The following is a 21992-nucleotide window of genomic DNA, read 5'->3' on the forward strand; positions in this document are numbered from 1 at the left end:
TACTTTTTCAGTAAACAATTTATTTTTAAATATCTTCAAAGTATTTTTAAAATATATGAGAATCATTTCACTACCTTTTTTATTCTAACTTAAACATTGCCATAAACTCTATTTTATTATCAGCAAATGCTTTATATAAAGCCAAACAGGCTTATCGAAAGGATTCCTCTTATGGATAATATTATTGACGGCAAAAAACTTGCCGAAGACATTCTGGTTAAAGTTAAAAATGAAACAAAAAAACTCTACGATAATCATAAAATACAACCCGGTATCGCTGTTATTATTGTAGGAGATGATCCTGCAAGCCAAATTTATGTTTCATCAAAAAGTAAAAAAGCTGAAGAATGTGGCTTCCTTTCAATCAAACATGTCTTGTCCAAAGAAACACAAGAAAAAGAGCTCCTTCAACTTATCGAAACGTTAAATTCTGATCCTAAAATCCACGGCATTTTGGTGCAACTTCCTCTTCCTGCTCATATCAATACAAACAATGTAACACAAAATATTGCTTTTCAGAAAGACGTTGATGGTTTCCACTACATAAATATAGGAAAACTCACAGCAAATGTCTTTGAAGATACAATAGTTCCTTGTACACCAGCTGGTATTATTATGATGATTCAACAAAAATGCGGCAAAGATTTATCCGGTCTGGATGCTGTCATCGTCGGACGCTCTAATATTGTTGGGAAACCCATAGCAACCCTCTTAACAGCAGCCAATGCTACAGTAACGATTGCACATAGTCGTACCCGTGATCTTGATGAAATATGCCGTAGTGCTGATATTTTAGTAGTAGCTGTTGGTCATCCCAAGATGATTAAAAAAGAATGGGTCAAAAAAGGAGCTATTATTATCGATGTTGGTATTAATCGAATTGCAACATCAAAAACAGACAAAACAACAACCTATATTGTTGGCGATGTTGATTTTGAAGAAGTTAAGGAAAAAGCCGCAGCTATCACCCCTGTACCAGGAGGTGTTGGTCCTATGACTATTGCCATGCTTATGGTTAATACACTTAAAGCTGCTGCCCGAGCCCACAAATTACCTGTACCAGAATTCTAAAAATTGTACATACCTTCATTACATTAATGATAAATTATTTCTTATTAATTTGCACATTTAATAATAAGAAAGAACATTTCATTCCTAAAATACTTTCATTACTTTTTTGCTTCTTGTACTTCATTTTCTGCCGGAGACCAATAAACTTGAACGAGATGCTGTGCGTGATGTAAAACTGCTCTGATAGGCATTTCCATTTCAGATCCATTTCGACAAGCTTCCTCGAAACAAGCGTATTTTTGAGATCCTTCAAAATGAAGAGCAATAAAACGAGATTGAATTATAACCGGCAAAGTCAATGTCAATCTTGGCTCAGCAATACTCTTTGCATAAATAGGTAAAACAAGTGCTTGTGATTGTAAGTCAAGTGCTTGCTCCAAACGATCACTATTTGGAAAAAAAGAAGCGGTATGTCCATCAATACCCATTCCTAAAACAATAACATCAAACGGCATAGGTAAGCTATTCACACGATTAGCAGCTGAAAAAGCAGCAAGCTCAGCAGTTACTGCTTTATGATAAAGCCCTACAAAACGTGCTTTAGCAGCAAAATTTTGTAATAAATGGTGCCGCACACAATATTCACTTGAACGCTCATCGCTAATAGATACAAAACGTTCATCAACCAAAGTTATAATGATATTTTTCCAATCAATATCAACTTTCGATAAATAATGAAAAAACAATTCTGATGTATTCCCACCAGAAACAGCTAGAACTGCTTGTTTACGCTCAAGAATAGAGACGCTAAGCTCTGCCGCAACCCTATCCGTTAATGCTAATGCTAAAGCAGAAGGTGTTTCAAAATTTAAACGGTTGATATTCATTTCATACATTATTATCGCCCCAAATAAATTATTCTATGTGCACCTATCACGTTCATTCAAAACAATTAAAACAAATATCCTATTAATGAACCATAATTATGCTAATGCATAGAGAAGTTGATTGTTTTCCATTCTTTAAGAATTAGATCAATCTAACACCCAACAACTTCATCATAATGCACAAACAATACTTTATTTGCACATAGCGCCAACCAATAAGCATTCAAAAGCACTAAAAATTATTCTCAGAAAACGCATCTGAAAATTCAAATCTCATGATATATAATAAAACTACAGACTTGTTGAAATTGAATCCTTCTTCATCAAATAATGGATAAGTAATTAATCAATTAGATCTTTTTCTACATTCATATTAAAAATATTATAAAAATAAATTTTAAAATCACAACAAATTCAGACATATTCTTATCTATCGATAAATAAAAAATTGTCTTCGTCCATGAAAAATTATCAATCATAACCTTATAAGCTATAATATTTTTCTATCACTTCCCTCTTTCCATAAATCACATAAACACAGTCTCACAAAAACTCATACTACAAAGCAGATAGATGCAAAATAAGTCATTAACTTTCCTCACTTCAAATCATGACTAATTAAAAATGATCCATCAATGAAAACCAATTCATGGCTAAAAATATAAGTGGATAACGCAAAAATTTTCCACCTGGAAAAGAAGAAATTTTTAAATCTTGAAAATATGCAAAACGTTCATGCTTTCCGGATAACCATTCAGCATATAATTTCCCTATAAAGGGAGCTAGCATAACCCCATGCCCTGAATATCCGCCACAATAAGTAACACCTGGCATAATTTGGCGAACATAGGGCATGCGTTCAACTGTAATTGCGACTGTTGCTCCCCAACAATGAGTCAAATTTATAAACCGTAATTGAGGATAAACTTCAATAATTTGTCGATATATACGTTCATTTAAGTTAATCGGATACCGATGATCATAACTTTCTACCCCTCCAAATAATAAGCGATTATCAATACTTTTGCGAAAATAACGAACCATAAAACGAGAATCATCTACTGCTTCACCATTTGAAAGAATCGCACTATGCTCTGGTAACGGCTCGGTTGCTCCAATATATGAGCGAATAGAAACAATATTTTTCTCAACAAAACGCTGAAGTCCAAGTTTATAGGCATTGGTTGCTAATAAAACATTTTCAGCCTTAATGTTCGCCCGCTTTGTTAATACTACATACTGATTTCCCTTTCGTTCTATTCCTGTTATCTGTGTTTTTTCATAAAGTTTAGCACCAGCCTTTTTTGCTTTTTTTGCCAACCACACAACAAATTTTAAAGGATTGATATGACCAGTTTCTGCATCATAGAGACCACCGTGATAAAAAGATGAGCCAAGTCGCTCAGCGGTTTCATTTTTATTCATAAAAGTAAGGCCAGAGTAACCATAACGCTGCAATGTCTCAACATGCTTCTGATAAGCTATAATTTCACGTTTTTTATGGATGACTGAAAGCTGCCCTATCATAAAATCAATTTTACAATCAGGTCTAATACACCAAGACAAAATATCTCTTTTAGCTTCTTCAGCTAAATCAAACAGTGCTTTACTTCGTTCAAAACCATATTTTTTCTCTAATGTTTCTACCCATTGTCGTTGCCCTGTTCCCAATTGTCCTCCATTGCGTCCAGAAGCTCCATCACCAAAACGCGAAGCCTCACATAAAATAACACTAACTCCATTTTTAGCTAAGTGATAAGCAGCTGAAAGCCCCGTAAAACCACCTCCAATAATAACCACATCACACTGTGCTTGTTCGTCAACGAATGGATACGAAGGACGTTCTTCTAAAGTATCTTCATACCAAGAATCTCCAGGAGAAATGGGATTATAATCGCTCATAGTAGAAATACTTAAACATTCAGCAGAAGATATTCACGCTCCCACGGACTAATAACTTCCATAAAAATTTCAAATTCTTGTCGTTTAATAGCAGCATAAGTGCTCACAAATGTATCTCCTAAAATAGCACGCAATTCCTTATCTTGTTCAAATAAATTAACAGCTTCAACGAGGCCACGTGGTAATTCAATATTATCAGAATTTACAGCTTTTTTTGTTGGTTTATCTGGCTCAAGTTTTTGTTGTAAGCCAATGAGACCACAAGCCAAAGAAGCTGCAAGTGCCAAATAAGGATTAGTATCTGATGAAGGAATTCTATTCTCAACACGCCGTCCCTGTGGAACAGAACGTGGCACACGAAAAGCTGTTGTACGATTATCATATCCCCATCGCAAATTAACCGGTGCTGAGATTCCAGGCATGAGACGTCGGTAAGAATTAACATAAGGAGCAAGCATAACAAGAGCTCCTGCCATATGTCTTTGTAATCCACCAATAAAGTAGTGAAAATATATACTTTCTCCACCATCCTCTTCTGTGAAAATATTCGCACCTGTTTCTTGATCTATAACAGATTGATGAATATGCATAGCAGATCCTGGCTGCCCCTGGATAGGCTTTGCCATAAACGTTGCATACATATTATGTTTAAGTGCTGCCTCACGGATAGTTCTTTTAAACATAAAAACTTGGTCAGCTAATTCAATAGGGTCCCCATGACGTAAATTAATTTCAAATTGGCCTGCTCCTTCTTCATGAATAAGTGTATCAATTTCCAATCCTTGTGCTTCTGAAAAATGATAAATATCATCAATCACCTCATCAAATTCATTCACACCAGCAATCGAATATCCCTGTCCTCCTCCAATTGCACGCCCAGAACGACCAACTGGAGATACCAAAGGATAATCAGGATCGGGATTCTTTTGCACAAAATAAAATTCAATTTCTGGCGCAACAACTGGCTTTAAACCCATCTGAGTATAAAAATCAATCACTGTTCTCAAAACATTACGCGGTGTATACTCAACGGTCTGTCCATTTTGATAGATAATATCACAAATCACTTGTGCTGTAGGAGCCTCTTCCCACGGTACAATGGTCAATGTAGAAAGATCAGGTTCAAGGCGTAAATCACCATCTGCTTTTGGATATTCAAAACCATTGCCATCTTCAGGATAATTTCCTGAAATTGTTGACATAAAAACAGATGAAGGTAACGCTAATGATGTATCTGACGTGAACTTTTTAGAAAGCATCATCTTGCCACGTGCTACCCCTGCCTGATCAGGTGTAATACACTCGATATCCTCTACGTTTCGGAATGCAAGCCATTGTGAAACTTGCTCCCAATCTTTTACACCACGTAATTTTTTGAGAAAATCAGAAACAGACTTACAATTTTTGTTCTTCATTTGTTTATCATTTTTCACAGTCATAACACGCCAATTCAAGAAAAATTAAGCTCTCTTTGTTATAACATCATTTTATATAATCAATATTATGCAAAAATTGCATCAGCTTAATTTTTATTTAAAGAACATAATAACGTCTATCCAGGTAAATACATCTAACGATTTTCTAAAATACCGTTTAATTTACTAAAAACAGTGCGAAATGGTACGGTTGGTGGGATTTGAACCTACGACCTCTGGTGCCACAAACCAGCGCTCTAACCAGCTGAGCTACAACCGCATAAATACTTATTTTTGTTTGTGTGACATACGGAAGATCAAAAGAGTTTGCAAGCCTCTTTAAAAAAAACTTACACTTTTTATCAAAAAACAACAATTTTCTTATAAAGAAAGTGCGCATTTTGCCCAATTGTCAACATGATAATCACGATAAGCTTTTATAGTATCAGTACCATCTTGCTGCATCAACTGCAAAATTTCTTTCATAATGGTCACAGCAATATTTGGTCCTTCATAAATCATTCCGCTATAAATTTGTATCAAATCTGCGCCAGCTTTAACTTTTTCCAAAGCTGTTTGTGCATCCCTCACACCACCAACACCAATGATTGCAATATTTTTTCCTAATTTTTTACGCATTTTTGCAAGAACAATAGTAGAACGTTCAAATAATGGACACCCTGATAGCCCACCTTCTTCAGCAGTCCATCTGTTATTTGTGAGTCCTCGACGCGAAAGAGTCGTGTTAGAAACAATTAAACCATCAAAATCAGAAGCACTTATTTCTTGAGCCACATCATCCAATTCCTTCTCCGTCAAATCAGGAGAAATTTTCAAAAAAATTGGAATAGAGAATCCATGCTTTTCCTTTTGTTCGCTGCGCGCTTGCGAAATTGCCTGAATCAAAAAACGCAAGCTATCACGTATCTGTAAATTACGTAAGCCTGGTGTATTAGGCGAAGAAACATTAAGCGCAAAATAATCAGCAACGCTGTAAAAGCAAGAAATACCAGAAACATAATCATCAATCCTATTTACTGTATCCTTATTCGCACCAATATTGACTCCTACAATACCAACCCGTTTACGCGCACAAAGCTTACGATAAACAATTTGATATCCGTCATTATTAAAGCCCATTCTATTAATAATAGCTTCATCTTCTATCAAACGGAAAAGCCGTGGTTTTGGATTTCCAACCTGTGGTTTTGGTGTAACTGTACCAATTTCAGTAAAACCAAACCCTAAGCGTAAAATAGAATCTACAACTTCTGCATTTTTATCAAAACCTGCAGCAAGACCAATAAAATTTTCAAATTCAAGTCCTAAAATATTGACACATAAACGCTCATCAAAAATCTTCTGACAACAACCCAATCCACTTTTTAGTCCAGAAATAGCTAAACGATGCGCACGCTCTGGATCTAACAGAAATAAAGCGGAACGACCAATACAACGAAAAAAACTCATGAAACTACCTTTATACAATAAAATCTATCTTTTGCATTTTATTGAAATTTTCGCGCATCAAAAAACACCAATAAAGACAAAATAGCGTAAAAATGATGAAATAAATCTCTATAGTACAAAACTGTACAATATCACTAAGTGATTAACTTTACTCTATAAATACTGGAAAAAATTCAGATAAATCACTGAGGTAATTTTATACATCTAACATATTTTCATAATTCATGATTTTTAATATAACTATTTTAATATAAAATACCTTTAATATTAACCTAAAATGAAAAATTCAGTGGGGCATTTTCATTTATCATAAGAATTTTGTAAAATATTGTTGATATTTACAGTATAATTGATCAAGTAAATTAAAATTCCTCTTTTCTTTTTTATTAAAAGCGATAGTTAAAATTATTATACATCGCACATATAAATAGGAAAACACAATGCTTAAAGAATTCAAAGAATTTGCTCTAAAAGGAAATATGATTGATTTAGCTATCGGTGTCATTATAGGAGGCGCTTTTGGTGGTCTAGTTAATTCAATCGTTAACGATATTTTTATGCCAGTGATTGGTCTTATCACAGGTGGTATTGACTTCTCTAATATGTTTATTCAACTCGCTGGTGAAAAAAAAGCGACCCTACATGCTGCGAAAGAAGCAGGTGCAACCATTAGCTACGGAAATTTTATAACACTTCTTATCAATTTTCTAATTATTGCTTGGATTCTTTTCCTTTTTGTCAAAGGAATCAATAAAATTCGCCGCCAACAAAAAGACGCAGAAAATCTAACAGGCATGTCTCTTGAAGAGAAACTTTTAACAGAAATCCGAGACCTATTAGCCAATAAAAAATAAGTTCACACACATAACTTTAATCATGGAATATAAAAACAATAATTTCTATCTTTGTTCTGTGATTAAGTTTTAAAAATAATAAGTTTGGTTCCCAATCCCTTTTAACACTGTCTGACACCTAGTGGAACCCAAGCTAATTTTGGTAAATATGCTGTCACAATATCTACTATTTATTTGATCATAAAGCTGCATCGTTCATACAATTTTTTTATCATCTCTATTGTTAACAGTTATCTCTCACTACAATTTTGAAGTACGTTTTTCCTCTATAAAAACAGATATATAATAAGTTATTGAACTGAAATCTTCAAATAGTCTTTCTGTTCTGTCACTCTTTATTTAATCTTATGAATATGCGCGATAAAAAATAAGCACGGAATCACGCACGCGCTAAAAAAATGAATCATTTAGCTCCTAATATAGATCTGATAGTTATAGGATTTTAATATTATCTTTAATTGCACTTACTAAGCAAAATTTCACGTTTTCCTACATGATTGGCTGCCCCAACAATACCCTCCTCTTCCATTCGTTCTACAAGAGACGCTGCTTTATTATAGCCTATTGCAAGACGACGCTGAATATAAGATGTTGAACATTTTTTATCACGCAATACAATTTTAACCGCTTGTACATAAAGCTCTTCACCATCTTCGCTAGAACTTCCTACTGAAACAATTTCAGAAACAGAATCAGCAATTTCAGCATCGTTATCATTCTCCTCATTATCCGTTACTGTTGCTAAATAATCAGGTTTTCCCTGCTTTTTAAGGTGTGCAACAACTGATTCCACTTCTTTATCAGAAACAAAAGGTCCATGCACACGCACAATACGGCCACCACCAGCCATGTGAAGCATATCTCCCTGCCCTAAAAGGGTTTCAGCACCTTGTTCACCTAAAATTGTACGACTATCAATTTTCGATGTAACTTGAAAAGAAATGCGAGTAGGAAAATTTGCCTTAATTGTGCCAGTAATCACATCCACAGAAGGACGTTGCGTAGCCATAATAAGATGAATACCAGCAGCCCGAGCCATTTGTGCTAAACGTTGAATAGCACCTTCAATCTCTTTACCAGCCACCATCATGAGATCCGCCATTTCATCAACAATAACTACAATATAAGGCAACTGTGTCAAATCTATAGTTTCTTCATGATAAAGTATTTCTCCGCTTTCCTTATCAAAGCCCGACTGTACAGTACACATAATTGTTTCACCTTTTTCCACAGCAAGTGCAATCCGTGCATTAAAACCATCAATATTACGTACACCCAGCTTAGCCATTTTTCGGTAACGCTCTTCCATTTCACGAACCACCCATTTTAAAGCCGTCACAGCTTTTTTGGGATCAGTTACAACAGGTGTTAGAAGATGTGGGATACCATCATAAATAGAAAGTTCCAGCATTTTAGGATCAACCATAATCAAACGGCATTGCTCTGGCGAAAGTCGATAAAGAATCGACAAAATCATTGTATTAATAGCAACTGACTTTCCCGATCCTGTTGTTCCAGCAACTAACAAATGGGGCATTTTTGCCAATTCTGCTATTACAGGATCACCATTAATCCCTTTCCCTAAAGCGAGAGCTAATTTAAATTCACTATCACTAAAAGTACTTGATTGAATTAATTCGCGCAAATAAACAGTCTCACGAACTGCATTTGGTAACTCAATTCCAATAACATTCCGTCCAGGAATCACAGCAACACGAGCAGAAATAGCAGACATAGAACGAGCAATATCATCAGAAAGACCAATAACCCGTGATGACTTAACCCCAGCAGCTGGTTCAAATTCGTACATTGTCACCACTGGCCCTGGGCGAACATGAATAATTTCACCCTTAATGCCAAAATCCTCTAAAACGCTTTCCAAAAGCCCTGCACTACACTCCAATGTTTCTTGCGAAATAATTGTACCTTCCTGAAAAACAGGCTCTTGCAATAAATCAATTGGAGGAAATTCATAAGCAGCGCAGTTTACAGAATGAAAACTTGGTACAAAAGCTGAATCACGACCACGAAACGGTATACTCGTAGTTTTCTGTTCACTTTCTTTTTTTCTCATTAGAGAAATATCTACTGTGTTCTCTCTTGCCGTTATGCAATCAGTAACATGAAACGAGTCATTATGCGCTACAGTATCCATTATATTGTTTGTTTCATGAATAGATTCTTCGATAACAGATGAATCTTGTCTCTTTACACCTTCCTTATTATCTTCATCCTTCAAAAAAGATTCAACATGACACTTTCGAATCTCTTGAACAGCTTCACTTTCCGCATAATTCACATCAAAAATTTTCTCAGAATCCTTTATCTCTCCTGTTGAATCTTTTGATACACTCATATTGCAAAACTGAGGATAACGACATTCAAGCACACGATAAAAAGCAGTAATTGATTCATCAATGACAGAATCAGTCTTTAATGAATCTTCATTATGAATAAAATTAACTGATATTTCTTCTCTTGAAGCCTTCTGATTAATTTGTCCTAATATAAAAGAATCACACTCAAAAAATGCATCATCAGACAAATAATTAGATAGAGACAATGTATGATCTGTTTTTTGGGTTACGTTTTCTACTTCTACTAAAGATGAATGATGCACTCTATTTTCTTCAACTGGTGTAACCATAGTCTGTTGTATACATTGCTTAAAAGCAGCTGAAGAATAAAGCGATGCTTTCTTTTCAGACAACGAAATATTCATTTCATTCTCTGTCAATTGAGGTTCCATTGCTGCCCTATCCAATTTTACCATATTTTCAAGTCTTTGCTGTTTTTTTTCTGCAAAACCTTTAAATTGTTTTGCAAAAATTGGATCTGTTTCTATACGACGACGTAAAATCTCCACTTCTGGTGTTCGAGTGAAACGTACGTTCTGACCAAGAGAAAATGCTTTTTTCCACACCGCAGGATAAGAAAGTATTTCAACAATATTATCTGATGAATTTTTTTTTGATACATCTTCTGTACTTTTATCAGCAGAAAAAGACGTAGAAATAGATTTTTTTTCCAAATGACCCATGATAACCAACAAATTATAGAAATGAGAATAACTATTTTACAATGAGAATGCGTAAATGTTATATTATGAAGGTTAATAACCTTTTGCTAACCGTCAATTTTTTTTAATTCAAAATAAAAAAATTAATTAAAGAAAAATACAATCACTAATATGGTAATGTGGTATTATTTCTTTACTTTAAACCCATTCATATTTCAGTGAAGAACCTCTTGTCACACAGCAAACTGTACTCTGTAATTTGCAGACAAAGAAATGGTAAATAAATTATGTTAAATAAGAGACAATTTTATATCAACGGTCTATGGGAAAACCCGAGTGCAAACAATGATCTTCATGTTATTAACCCATCAACAGAGGAAATCTGTGCTGTTATCAGTGTTGGGAATACCAAAGATGTAGATAAAGCAATTACTGCTGCCAAAAATGCTTTTCAAAATTGGAAAAAAACTACACCAGAGCAACGTCTTGCCTTTATTGAAAAAATTTTAGAAATTTACGAAAAACGCTCTGAAAATATCGCCAAAACTATTTCAATGGAAATGGGTGCACCTATTGATATGGCGCGAAATTCTCAAACTGCTGCCGGTAGCTATCATATTCGCAATTTTATCAAAGCTTTCAAAGATTTTTCTTTTCAACAAGTTTTAATAAAAGACTATAACCATGCAATCTTGCAATACGATCCTATTGGTGTAGTCGGATTGATTACACCATGGAATTGGCCCATGAATCAAATAACTTTAAAAGTCATTCCTGCGTTATTGGCTGGCTGTACTATGATCTTAAAACCCTCTGAACTTGCTCCTCTTTCTGCAATGCTTTTCGCTGAAATTTTAGATGAAGCTGCTTTACCTGCTGGTGTTTTTAATTTAATTAACGGTGATGGAGCCAATGTAGGCTCGTATTTATCTTCACATCCAGATTTAGAAATGATCAGTTTCACGGGCTCAACAAGAGCAGGAAAAGCTATTTCTAAAAATGCTAGTGATACCTTAAAACGCGTCTGCTTAGAACTGGGGGGAAAAGGAGCTAACCTTATTTTTGCTGATGCTGATGCTGATGCTCTTCAACGTGGCGTAAACAACTGTTTCCATAATAGTGGGCAAAGCTGCAATGCACCAACACGTATGCTTGTGGAACACTCAATCTATAATAAAGCTGTAACAATAGCACAACATATTGCTGAAAAAACAATGGTAGGACTAAGTTATCAATCAGGGAATCACATTGGTCCTGTTGTATCAAAACAACAATACGATAAAATTCAAGCCCTTATCCAATCTGGAATTGACGAAGGAGCAATTCTTGTCGCTGGTGGCACAGGTCTCCCTATAGGTATGAAACAGGGCTATTACGTACGACCAACAGTCTTCGCTGATGTAAAACCACATATGCGTATTTTCCGAGAAGAAATATTCGGCCCAGTTCTTTCAATTATTCCCTTTAATACAGAGGAAGAAGCTGTCACCTTAGCCAATGATACAGAATATGGTCTCACCAATTATATACAATCACAAGACCGAAATAGATGTCAACGTATTGCTGCACAACTACGTTCTGGTATGATAGAAATTAACGGATATGATTTGCCTGATGGCAGTTATTTTGGGGGTGTAAAACAATCTGGACGCGCTCGTGAAGGTGGACGTTGGGGAATCGAAGAATTTTTAGATACCAAAGCGATTTCATATTGGTAAAAGAATCCCATAAAAACCTCAAAAAAGGGATCATGTAGTGGCACAATACATAACAAACGAAAACGCATGTGGACAACGAATTGATCAATGGCTTGCTAAACAATATAAAGGTGAATTATCACGTTCACGTTTGCAAACTCTAATCCGCGAAGGTTATTTAAAAATTGATGGTCAATTAATAAAAGAACCAAAAATAAAATTAAAATCTAATCAAATAATCGAATTGACGATACCTACTTCTAACGACGCACAACCTCGAGGTGAAGCTCTAGCTCTTGATATTTTATTTGAAGATAATCATGTTATTGTTATTAATAAACCAGCCGGTCTTGTCGTTCATCCTGGCAATGGTAATTGGACAGGTACCTTAGTAAACGCACTTATTTATCATTGTAGCGATAGTTTATCTGGTATCGGAGGTATTAAACGTCCTGGTATTGTTCATCGTCTTGATAAAGACACAAGCGGTGTTATGGTTATTGCTAAAAATGACCTTGCTCATAGAAATCTTAATGCCCAATTTGCTGATCATGGACGAACCAGCGCATTAGACCGACGTTACCATGCTGTCATTTGGGGTTCTCCTAATCGCAATATTGCGACAATTGATACATTCCTTGCCCGTTCTTCTCGTGATCGAACAAAGCGCACTGTCGTTCATAGTGAACACACTCATGCTCGTCGTGCTATTACGCATTTTTCTTTATTAGAGAAATACGGAACTTGTAATGATGCAACATCTTTAGCTAGTCTTCTGGAATGTCGTCTAGAAACCGGACGCACACATCAAATTCGAGTTCATATGGCCCATATTGGTCATCCCCTTATAGGAGATAAAGTATACGGAAATGCTTTTAAAACAAAGTCAAATACTCTTGATCCTGAAATTAAAAATATAATCGATCAGTTCAATCGGCAAGCGCTCCATGCAACTAGCCTTACCTTTGAGCATCCAGCTAATAGCAAAATTATGTCTTTTTCCTCCTCATTTCCCAAAGATCTCACTAACCTTATCAACTATTTAAAAAAACTTAATTGAAACCTTTAATCATTACAAGATTTTATAACAAAATATCTAGTTTCAAATAAAATTGCGAATTATATTAGTGTAAATAAAGCAAGAAACGTGTTATATATATAATGTTTGTAAATAAAATTCGCCTTTAAGGGAATTCATGCAAAAGGAGGGTGCTTTATGGCCCATATAAATTTACCATCGTTTATAGCAAATGATAATAGTCTGAACCGTTATTTAGAAGAAATCCGCCGTTTTCCAATACTTGAGCCACAAGAAGAATATATGTTAGCTAAGCGTTATCATGAGCATAATGACCCGAAAGCAGCTCATAAATTGGTAACCAGTCATTTACGTCTTGTAGCGAAAATTGCAATAGGATATCGAGGTTATGGTTTACCCATTGGAGAAGTCATTTCAGAAGGAAATATTGGGCTTATGCAAGCTGTTAAACGTTTCGAACCAGAACGTGGTTTTCGTCTTGCTACTTATGCAATGTGGTGGATTAAAGCATCAATTCAAGAATATGTTTTACGGTCATGGAGTTTAGTGAAAATAGGAACAACTGCTAATCAAAAACGTCTTTTTTTCAATCTTCGTAAATTAAAAAACAAATTGCAAATGTTTGATAGCGGTGATCTCAATGCACAACAAGTGAAAGAAATTGCAACACGATTAAAAGTTACAGAAGACGAAGTGGTATCAATGAACCGTCGACTTAGTGGAGATGCTTCCCTTAATGCTCCTCTTCTTACAAATAAAGGTGAAAGTTATGAATGGCAAGATTGGTTGGTGGATGATTCAAATAACCAAGAACAAGTTTTAATTGAGCAAGATGAATTAGAGAATCGTTATTCCTTGTTAATACAAGCTATGGATAATCTTAATGAACGCGAAAAACGCATCTTTAAAGCGCGCCGTTTAAGAGATGAACCGCTAACGCTAGAAGAGCTCTCGAATGAATTTAATATCAGCAGAGAGCGTGTTAGACAGATTGAAGCACGCGCATTTGAAAAAGTACAAAATTCTATTAAAATCTCTACTCTATGCCAGAAGGAAGTAAAAAATCGGATTTGTTTGCATAAATCTGAAAAATAAGAGAAACTTGGTATCGTAACATATATTCATACTGCAAAATAGATCTATTGAAAGTAGGTTGAGAATACTGTTATAGTTTATTTTCTCTATTCAGTATTTTTTAAATAAAAGGCTTATGATTGATTTTTTTCATAAGCCATTGTTTAATAACTTCATTAAAAATGGTTTGGCCTGCTGGACCTTTTGTAAAAGTTAATTCATACATACGGCCGTTTTTATCGCTTATCACTAAACGAAGCCAATCCAGATCACGTATTAACTGTAAATTTCTATCAAGAAACGGATGATTGCCAATCAATGCAAAAACAAAAAAATCATCATCAATCCTAGCAGTTACAGTTCCAACTAAAGTTTGACCGATTGATTTCTCACTTTCTTTAAAAGTCAATGATTTAATATTATTGATTGATTGCCCTGAAAATTTATCAGAAGTAATAAAAATTAAGTCTATAATATAAGCAGCGTGCAAAGATTCATCAGTATTACGACGTAAAGTTAACCGTAATGATAATCCTTCATCTGGAATTATGATATCGCCTCTTATAGCTAATTCTCCTTGAAGCCCTCTAACAGAATCTTCTGTTATAAAGGACCATGATGCACTACCCGTCGCTGCTTTTCCTGCATCATGTTTCGTAGGCATTTGATATAATACAGCTTTACCTACCTGCCCAAACGACTTTAAATTAGTCGTAATAACTGTTGATGTCCCTTCTAAACTTGGAGCTTCGGTTTTTTCAGCTGGACCAACATCAACCTCACTTCCATCCTCTAATAAGCGTTGTGTTAATTTTCGATTTGTTTGAGTTACTTTTTGTGGTGTGTTAGATATCTGAATATCTTTCTCCTGTAAATTTTGGTCGTCTGATATAAATATACGTCCGCTAACAAAAAAAATACCACTAAACAAAATAATAATACTAAAAAAAGAAATAATACTTACTAAAATACGCTTTTGTAGCGATGACCGATTAGCACGCCGTAAAGCTTGCGAAAAGATATGTGACACAATATGAGAATTATCCACTTGTGAATTAGACATGTCTTTTTCAATATTTGGACCCTCTTCATGAACATTAAAAGCATCTACATCAACAAGCTCTGCATCCGGTATATCTGATACTACAGATGCCTCATCAACAATCTCATTATCAACTAAAAGAGAGCTTTGCGCATTTTTCTCATCACTGTTTTTTTCTGTACAATTCCACCCCATAATTGAAGAAAGTTGTTTTTTTTCAACAGCTAAATATTCTTCTTCAACAGTTGTAATAGCACTTTGCAAAGCACGTCTTTGCTCTTCTATTGCTGCTTTTGGCAATTTCATATTTACAATTTTATGCTCTAATATTTTAGTAGCCCGTTCATAAACTTGTTCGCGTAATTTGGGTGTAATATCTTTTTGAGCATTAATTGTATTTTTTAAGATCCCAACGAAATCTATCATATTCTACATAGTCTTTCTTAAACTTAAGAGGAAAATTTCTCAGTTTATAAAACTAAAGCACTACTCATTGATTACTTTAGCCCTCAACTAACGTAATTGATATTAATACAAACGCCATAATAATTTAGATGAGTACAAAAATAAACAGCGCTATTTTGTACCTTTCCTATTATATAGCCTCAAATGCTTATTTTTGCTATAATTTAAGATATAAGATAAAAATTAATCTGCAAAAGGATCAGCAATGAGGATTGTATCTTTTCGCTCAGGGCTAGTTGATAATAAAACAACTGGTATACCAATTAATTTTTCAATATAGCGCACATATTTGATAGCTTGCGCTGGTAGTTCTGCCCAATTTGATACACGTGCTGTTGTTTCTTTCCAACCTTCTAATGTCTCATAAATCGGTTGAATACGTGCTTGTGCTCCCATAGAGGATGGCAAATAGTTTATTCTTTTACCATCAAGTTCATAACCAATACAAACTTTAATTTTATCTAAACCATCAAAAACATCAAGCTTTGTCAGTGCAATACCATTGACGCCACCAATAGTCACCATCTGACGCACCAAAACAGCATCAAACCAACCACATCGACGTTTCCGACCTGTCACAACACCAAACTCATTTCCGCGCTCTCTAAGAAATTCACCAATTTTATTCATTTCTTCTGTTGGAAATGGCCCTTCTCCCACACGTGTTGTATAAGCCTTCGCAATACCCAACACATAATGAATTGAACCAAGGCCCAAACCAGAACCAATAAAAGCCTGTCCAGCAACTGTGTTAGAAGAGGTTACATAAGGATAAGTTCCAAAATCATTATCCAATAATGCACCCTGTGCGCCCTCAAATAGAATACGCCGCCCTATACGATAACTTTCATCCAAAAGACGCCACGTACACTCCATAAAAGGTAAAATTTCATCTGCCACTTGCATTAATTCATCATAAAGTGTTTGTGGATCAATTTCTGCAACCCCCATACCACGACGCAAAGCGTTGTGATGCCCCATCAACCTTTCAATCTTTGGCATTAAAGTATCAGCCTCTGCCAAATCCACTACGTGTATGGAACGACGACCTATTTTATCTTCATAAGCAGGACCAATACCACGTTTTGTTGTGCCAATTATCAAACCAGAAACATTACTATCCCGAGCTGCATCAAGATCACGATGCACCGAAAGAATCAAAGGAGCATTTTCAGCAACACGCAAAATTTCCGGTGTAATCTTTATACCCTGAATACGTAATTTTTTTAATTCTGCAACAAAATGGTGAGGATCAACAACTACACCATTACCGATAATTGATAGCTTTCCACGAACTACACCAGATGGTAAAAGTGATAATTTATAACTAATCCCGTCAATAACCAATGTATGACCAGCGTTGTGCCCACCTTGATATCTTACCACAATATCTGCCCGCTCAGACAACCAATCTACGATCTTACCCTTGCCTTCATCTCCCCATTGAGTGCCGACAACTACTACATTGGCCATAACTTTCTCCGTTGTATTTGGAAAATAACACCAGTGTTCAAAAACAAGTGGTTCTTTATAATAAAATTTTATAGCAAGTGTGACTCTTCATTTCAACTTTATGAACCAACATTTTTGATCACCAAGATAGACTAGATGTCAATTCAAAAAATATCTCTCCCTTCATTCAAACACACCACAACTGCTGAAAAAGCCTGTACTACAATATTAACAGCAGCAATAACAGAAACCATCGTCGTTACATAGCACAAGATTAATATATATTTGAATAACTCTTCTTAAAGATAAGGTCAAATCATCACCACCACTACCAATAACCTTTCTAATAACAAAACAATGTAAATAAAAGTGATATAACTGCCCTAAAATCTAGCTTTTTAGTTTTAAACTGGATAATATTATTATGATTTTTTGCAAATAAGTCATTAAGAAGAAAAATATTCTAATATTTTTTTAAAAGATTTTGAAAAATTTCTCATTGTACTAATAATAAACTTTCTTCTAACCTACATCGTGTATTATTCTGAATTTATTATACTGATTATCACTTTATATTTGAGATACTTGAGTATTGCTTTTTCATGTGAAAAAATAAATTATAGTGCAACTCTATATTTTGGAATAGATACTAGAGAATAAATTTATAAAAAACAGATTATTTTTATTTTGGCGACTAGACAGAAAGAATTTTAATGTTATAACCTCACGGAATCTATGAATTTTTTGAGATGCGCCCAGATAGCTCAGTTGGTAGAGCAGCGGACTGAAAATCCGCGTGTCCGTGGTTCGAATCCGCGTCTGGGCACCACGTGCTTTTTAGCAACACATAACTTATTGATTTTATTTATCTTTTTTTAAGGTGAGGGATAGTAAAATAAAGGTGAGGGAATAGGATTTTAGATTCTTCTCTAAAATCTATGATAAATTAATCTCGTTTTTTGGTCTCTTTATCTTTGTGTTTCGATCTTTTGTGCACCTTTCCACCCACAGACGTGAACACCTTGTTTGTTGTGCTTTAAGATTTGCTTTGCCAAATTTGGACTGATAACCGTAATATCGTTTCTCTCCAAATATATTGGAGACCAACCAATACAAGAAGCGTATTCATTTATCGCGCACCCACTCAGAGAGATCAGCACGCACATCGGCATCACTTTTCTTATTAACTTCATTTTCTATTTCCAGCCGTGTTATTGCTCTCTTGACAATAGTCTCTGTTTGTTTTTGCCGTTCAGTCTTTTTGCCCAAACGAAAAGCCTTCACTAAGGCTACAAAAAAAGCGGTTAAAACCGCTATCACCGCCACAAAATATCTTTTGGTGCAAAAGATCATAAACGTTGCTCTCGTAAGCGCTTAATAAAAAATACTAACCACAGACAGAACGCAAAAACTATAATCGTTGCTAAAACATGTTGCATAGAATCACGCCCTTCTAACAATTCCGCTAGTCCTGAAACAATACCTATAATAGGAGCAAAAACTTCTGCTTTTAAAATTTTTGTTGGTTCTTGCGCTTCTACTGTTTGATAATTAGACGAAACATACGCACTCTTAGCCCATAATCCTGCCTCTGCTGCACGACGGTGTACAAGACCTTTTAAACGCTTGCCTCCCGCTTTAGTCCATTTCTGCAATTCAATGGGCACAGATTCATAATCGCCTTTATTAAGCTTCTTAAGCAATGTAGAGTTTTGAAAAGCCGTTATCCCTATATTATAACAAAAAGAAACAAGAGCTCCAAACTGCTCATCACTTAAGTCGACATAAACCGCTTTTTCAACTGCTTGCTCATATTGACGCAAATCGGTCAAAAGAATCGTTTCTGCTTTTCTTTCCGTAATAACCATGCCTTCAAAAACGATTGGCTTACCGGCTTTTTTCGTATGACCATATCCTATGGTCCAAATGCCAGAAGCATCTCTATAAGCATGGAGCCTTAGTCCTTCCCATTTCTTTAAATAATTGAGACAATTTTTACTGATTTTTCGTGCCATCGTTCAATTCCATTCTATAAATATACCTTGATTAATACCGCGCCATCACCACCATCGCCATGAGAAGAAGATGTAACATCTTTTCCGGGAAAATAACCGCCGCCGCCGCCACACCAGCCTATATTGCGATTACCGCCATTACCACCCTTACCACCCCACATGCTATATCCCCCTTTACCACCATGACCGCCACCACCACCACCGCCACCATAAACGCTGTTACCGCCATTACCACCATGGCCATTAGCTGCTCTGCCATCCTTACCATCATTACCACGACCACCTGCAACACCACCGCCACCGCCGCCATAAACGCTGTTACCGCCATTACCGCCGTTACCACCCGAACCGCCAGGGCTACTCCAGTCACCAGAGTCATCATGTCCCCCTTTACCACCTTCACCGCCATAACCGCCATTACCGCCGCAGCCATAAATACTGTCACCACCACGACCACCACGACCACCAATGCCACCGCCGCCACCCTTGCTGTCTTTACCACCAGTACAGCCATTACCGCCATTACCACCACGACCACCATCGGATAAAAAATTATCACCACCACGACCGCCATTACCACCAAAGCCTTTACCGCCATAAACGCCATTACCGCCATTACCGCCATTACCGCCAAGAAAACCATCACCACCACCACCAAGTTCAGCATTTTCACCGTCAAATCCAGCTGTTTGATGAGGTTGTAATGAGGCTCCACCAAGAGCTATAATAAATTGACCAACTTTTGTTTCTCTGCCACCATGATCACCATCAGTTCTTCCTCCTCTTCCAATTTTCACTGAACTCTCGCCAAGAAACTTTTTCCTTGTTCTTACGTATGTACAACAACCACCAGCACCACCAATGCCACTCTTAAAACGTTCACTTTTCCCAGCATTCCCGCCACCCCAAGCCCATATTTCAAGCTCTGTCTCATCAGTTGTTCCTTCCGGCCAAGGGATCTCTCCACTTTCTGTCATGAGGATTTCGACAGGTTTGCTCATCCCGTTACAACTACAACTCCCACCACCGCTGCTATTGCTGCTATGTGCTTGAATCGAAGCGAGGAGATGAACCGGTGATATAAGCGCATGCTCTGTTTTGGTGCCATTAATCCAGTCTTGCTGTTCAAAAGCTTGCATGAGATCAACTTTTTCCTGCACCTTATCCGCTGTCACTTTCGCTTTATCAGCTGTCTCTTTCACAGTACTGATAGAAGATTGTGCATTTTCGGCTGTACTTTGTGCAGTAGTAGCAATAGCTTGTGCTTCTGAAACATGAACTTCTGCAGTCTTCGCTATATTTAATACACTGTCTGCGGCTTCTTTCGCTTCATGAGCTACTTCCTTTGCAGCTATAGCTGTCTTTTGCGCTGTATCTGCCACCTCTTTCACAGTACTGATGGCAGACTGCGCATTTTCGGCTGTACTTTGCGCAGTAGTAGCAACAGCTTGTGCTTCTGAAGCATGAACTTCTGCTTTCTCCGCTCTATTGAAAGCGCTCTCAGCAGTTTCCTTTGCTTCACCTGCAATACTCGCACATCCTTGAGCCGTAGTTTGTGCATCTACAGCTTTAGTTTCTGCATTCTTCGCTATACTTAATGCGCTCTCCGCATCCTTTTTTGCTTCATGAGCTGTATAAACCCCACATTCTGCTGTCTCTTTAGCATCATGAATGCCTTCTTTAATCGCCTCAATCTCTGCTATCTGTATGCGCTCTTCAGCCGTTAAGATAAAATGCTTCTCTCCTTCTCGCATATTGTCCATATTAAAAGCATCTTTGGCTACTTTTTTGGGATCATAGACCGACTTCGACATCCCAAGAGATTTCGATAACGAAAAGTAATGGATGGTATTTTTCAGATCAACAGGCGAAATAGGATAATTGACCCCCTCATCGCCGGCATGCCACTTTTCTATCGTGGGACCAAAAGAACTAAGCCACTGCAACTTTAATCTTTCTTCCTCAGACAAAATCTTTTTTGTAGGACCCTCGCTCATATTTTCCATCGAAAACGCACTGAGCCTTAGATTGTCCGGGTCATAAAGAGAGGCTTTCATATCACCAATCTCTAAAGAGGAGGGTGTGACCCAACCAGCACCGGATAAAAGCATCTCTTCACCAGGATAACCACTGGCTTCAATATCATAAACTGTGGCTTTATCTTTGTAAGCAAGGGCCCCAATATCTCTCTTGGCAACAGCATCATCAGCCTTTTTGCCTTGAGCAGCGGTTGCAAAATAGTTTACAGAATAAGCTGCTGCACTGCCTACTGAAACAGGAGCAAGAGCCTTAGTGTCTGAAAGACCTTCTTTAACTTCTTCTTTGGTTGCTGGATCAAGCGTAAATGTATGCGTATGATAGGGAAGAGGCATGGCATTCAATTCCTTAAATTCATTTTTGAGGATGTGTGGAAGGGGAACACTGCAAACGTAACTCATCGATCATTTTTTGCAGGGTTTCCAGGCGTTCGTCTGTTGCTTTTTGCTGCTCCATAAAAGCACTTAAAAGATCATGCTGAACATCGTTTTTGATCAGAGCGATGATCTTATTTAATGGTGCATGAACCACTCTATGACTGGCATAAAAAAGAACGCGGATTTGCTCCGCGTCAGTAATATCATCAATAGCAGATGGATTATTAAACATTCAA

At 36.5% G+C, this 21992-nt stretch carries 16 protein-coding genes and 2 tRNA genes; 6 read left to right on the plus strand and 12 right to left on the minus strand.

Translation table 11 applies throughout. The annotated features are described in order from the left end of the window. The first annotated feature begins 171 nt into the window (after positions 1 to 171). Positions 172 to 1071: a bifunctional methylenetetrahydrofolate dehydrogenase/methenyltetrahydrofolate cyclohydrolase FolD gene (folD, locus tag M4Z11_RS05210; RefSeq protein ID WP_249677234.1), complete on the plus strand. Its 900-nt coding sequence runs from the start codon at positions 172 to 174 to the stop codon at positions 1069 to 1071. Positions 1072 to 1169: 98 nt separating this feature from the next. Here folD and pgl read toward each other — a convergent pair whose 3' ends face one another. The 5 genes from pgl to M4Z11_RS05235 all read right to left on the minus strand — a co-directional run bounded on the left by pgl (position 1170) and on the right by M4Z11_RS05235 (position 6685). Then, positions 1170 to 1907 carry a 6-phosphogluconolactonase gene (pgl, locus tag M4Z11_RS05215; RefSeq protein WP_249677235.1) on the minus strand — a complete coding sequence of 246 codons (738 nt, stop codon included), beginning with the start codon at positions 1905 to 1907 and terminating at the stop codon, positions 1170 to 1172. A gap of 609 nt (positions 1908 to 2516) precedes the next feature. Next, positions 2517 to 3800: an NAD(P)/FAD-dependent oxidoreductase gene (locus M4Z11_RS05220; RefSeq protein WP_249677237.1), complete on the minus strand. Its 1284-nt coding sequence runs from the start codon at positions 3798 to 3800 to the stop codon at positions 2517 to 2519. Between the two features lie 11 nt (positions 3801 to 3811). Beyond that, a complete protein-coding gene (locus M4Z11_RS05225) occupies positions 3812 to 5239 on the minus strand; it encodes a glutamine synthetase family protein (RefSeq protein ID WP_249677239.1) in 1428 nt (475 codons plus the stop codon). A gap of 179 nt (positions 5240 to 5418) precedes the next feature. Further along, positions 5419 to 5495: transfer RNA gene (locus M4Z11_RS05230), tRNA-His, on the minus strand. A 101-nt stretch (positions 5496 to 5596) separates the two neighbouring features. After that, positions 5597 to 6685: a quinone-dependent dihydroorotate dehydrogenase gene (locus tag M4Z11_RS05235; RefSeq protein WP_249677242.1), complete on the minus strand. Its 1089-nt coding sequence runs from the start codon at positions 6683 to 6685 to the stop codon at positions 5597 to 5599. A 440-nt stretch (positions 6686 to 7125) separates the two neighbouring features. On the opposite strand from M4Z11_RS05235, the gene mscL reads away from it, so the two are divergent. Further along, entirely contained in the window at positions 7126 to 7539 is a 414-nt protein-coding gene (gene mscL / locus M4Z11_RS05240) for a large conductance mechanosensitive channel protein MscL (RefSeq protein WP_249677244.1), read from the plus strand. A 454-nt stretch (positions 7540 to 7993) separates the two neighbouring features. Here the strand turns inward: mscL and M4Z11_RS05245 are convergent, their stop codons facing one another. Beyond that, entirely contained in the window at positions 7994 to 10579 is a 2586-nt protein-coding gene (locus M4Z11_RS05245) for a DNA translocase FtsK (RefSeq protein ID WP_249677246.1), read from the minus strand. 266 nt (positions 10580 to 10845) lie between these two features. On the opposite strand from M4Z11_RS05245, the gene M4Z11_RS05250 reads away from it, so the two are divergent. The 3 genes from M4Z11_RS05250 to rpoH all read left to right on the plus strand — a co-directional run bounded on the left by M4Z11_RS05250 (position 10846) and on the right by rpoH (position 14389). Continuing rightward, positions 10846 to 12276, plus strand: a complete 1431-nt coding sequence (locus M4Z11_RS05250) for an aldehyde dehydrogenase family protein (protein ID WP_249677248.1) — start codon at positions 10846 to 10848, stop codon at positions 12274 to 12276. A 37-nt stretch (positions 12277 to 12313) separates the two neighbouring features. Further along, positions 12314 to 13315, plus strand: a complete 1002-nt coding sequence (locus M4Z11_RS05255; RefSeq protein ID WP_249677252.1) for an RluA family pseudouridine synthase — start codon at positions 12314 to 12316, stop codon at positions 13313 to 13315. A 156-nt stretch (positions 13316 to 13471) separates the two neighbouring features. Next, complete coding sequence (gene rpoH / locus M4Z11_RS05260; RefSeq protein WP_249677254.1) at positions 13472 to 14389, plus strand: RNA polymerase sigma factor RpoH; 918 nt, start codon at positions 13472 to 13474, stop codon at positions 14387 to 14389. 100 nt (positions 14390 to 14489) lie between these two features. Here rpoH and M4Z11_RS05265 read toward each other — a convergent pair whose 3' ends face one another. Together M4Z11_RS05265 and M4Z11_RS05270 are read right to left on the minus strand one after the other, a co-directional pair. Then, the gene (locus M4Z11_RS05265; protein ID WP_249677256.1) at positions 14490 to 15836 is read right to left on the minus strand and encodes a hypothetical protein; all 1347 of its coding nucleotides are present in this window, start codon (positions 15834 to 15836) and stop codon (positions 14490 to 14492) included. 222 nt (positions 15837 to 16058) lie between these two features. Continuing rightward, complete coding sequence (locus M4Z11_RS05270) at positions 16059 to 17348, minus strand: adenylosuccinate synthase (protein WP_249677258.1); 1290 nt, start codon at positions 17346 to 17348, stop codon at positions 16059 to 16061. A 732-nt stretch (positions 17349 to 18080) separates the two neighbouring features. Here M4Z11_RS05270 and M4Z11_RS05275 point away from each other — a divergent pair. Continuing rightward, positions 18081 to 18156: transfer RNA gene (locus M4Z11_RS05275), tRNA-Phe, on the plus strand. 296 nt (positions 18157 to 18452) lie between these two features. On the opposite strand, the gene M4Z11_RS05285 is transcribed toward M4Z11_RS05275, so the two are convergent. The 4 genes from M4Z11_RS05285 to M4Z11_RS05300 are packed head-to-tail and all read right to left on the minus strand — an operon-like array spanning position 18453 to position 21988. Beyond that, positions 18453 to 18680, minus strand: coding sequence for a hypothetical protein (locus M4Z11_RS05285; RefSeq protein ID WP_249677262.1), 228 nt, complete (start codon positions 18678 to 18680; stop codon positions 18453 to 18455). Continuing rightward, the gene (gene bgtA, locus M4Z11_RS05290; RefSeq protein WP_249677264.1) at positions 18677 to 19342 is read right to left on the minus strand and encodes a gene transfer agent endolysin BgtA; all 666 of its coding nucleotides are present in this window, start codon (positions 19340 to 19342) and stop codon (positions 18677 to 18679) included. The genes M4Z11_RS05285 and bgtA overlap by 4 nt, the downstream gene beginning before the upstream one ends. A 14-nt stretch (positions 19343 to 19356) precedes the next feature. After that, positions 19357 to 21714 carry a hypothetical protein gene (locus M4Z11_RS05295; protein WP_249677266.1) on the minus strand — a complete coding sequence of 786 codons (2358 nt, stop codon included), beginning with the start codon at positions 21712 to 21714 and terminating at the stop codon, positions 19357 to 19359. Positions 21715 to 21733: 19 nt separating this feature from the next. Next, a complete protein-coding gene (locus tag M4Z11_RS05300) occupies positions 21734 to 21988 on the minus strand; it encodes a hypothetical protein (protein WP_249677268.1) in 255 nt (84 codons plus the stop codon). Between the last annotated feature and the right edge of the window lie 4 nt (positions 21989 to 21992).

It is taken from the genome of Bartonella bilalgolemi, from assembly GCF_023500045.1.
GTDB lineage: Bacteria > Pseudomonadota > Alphaproteobacteria > Rhizobiales > Rhizobiaceae > Bartonella > Bartonella bilalgolemii.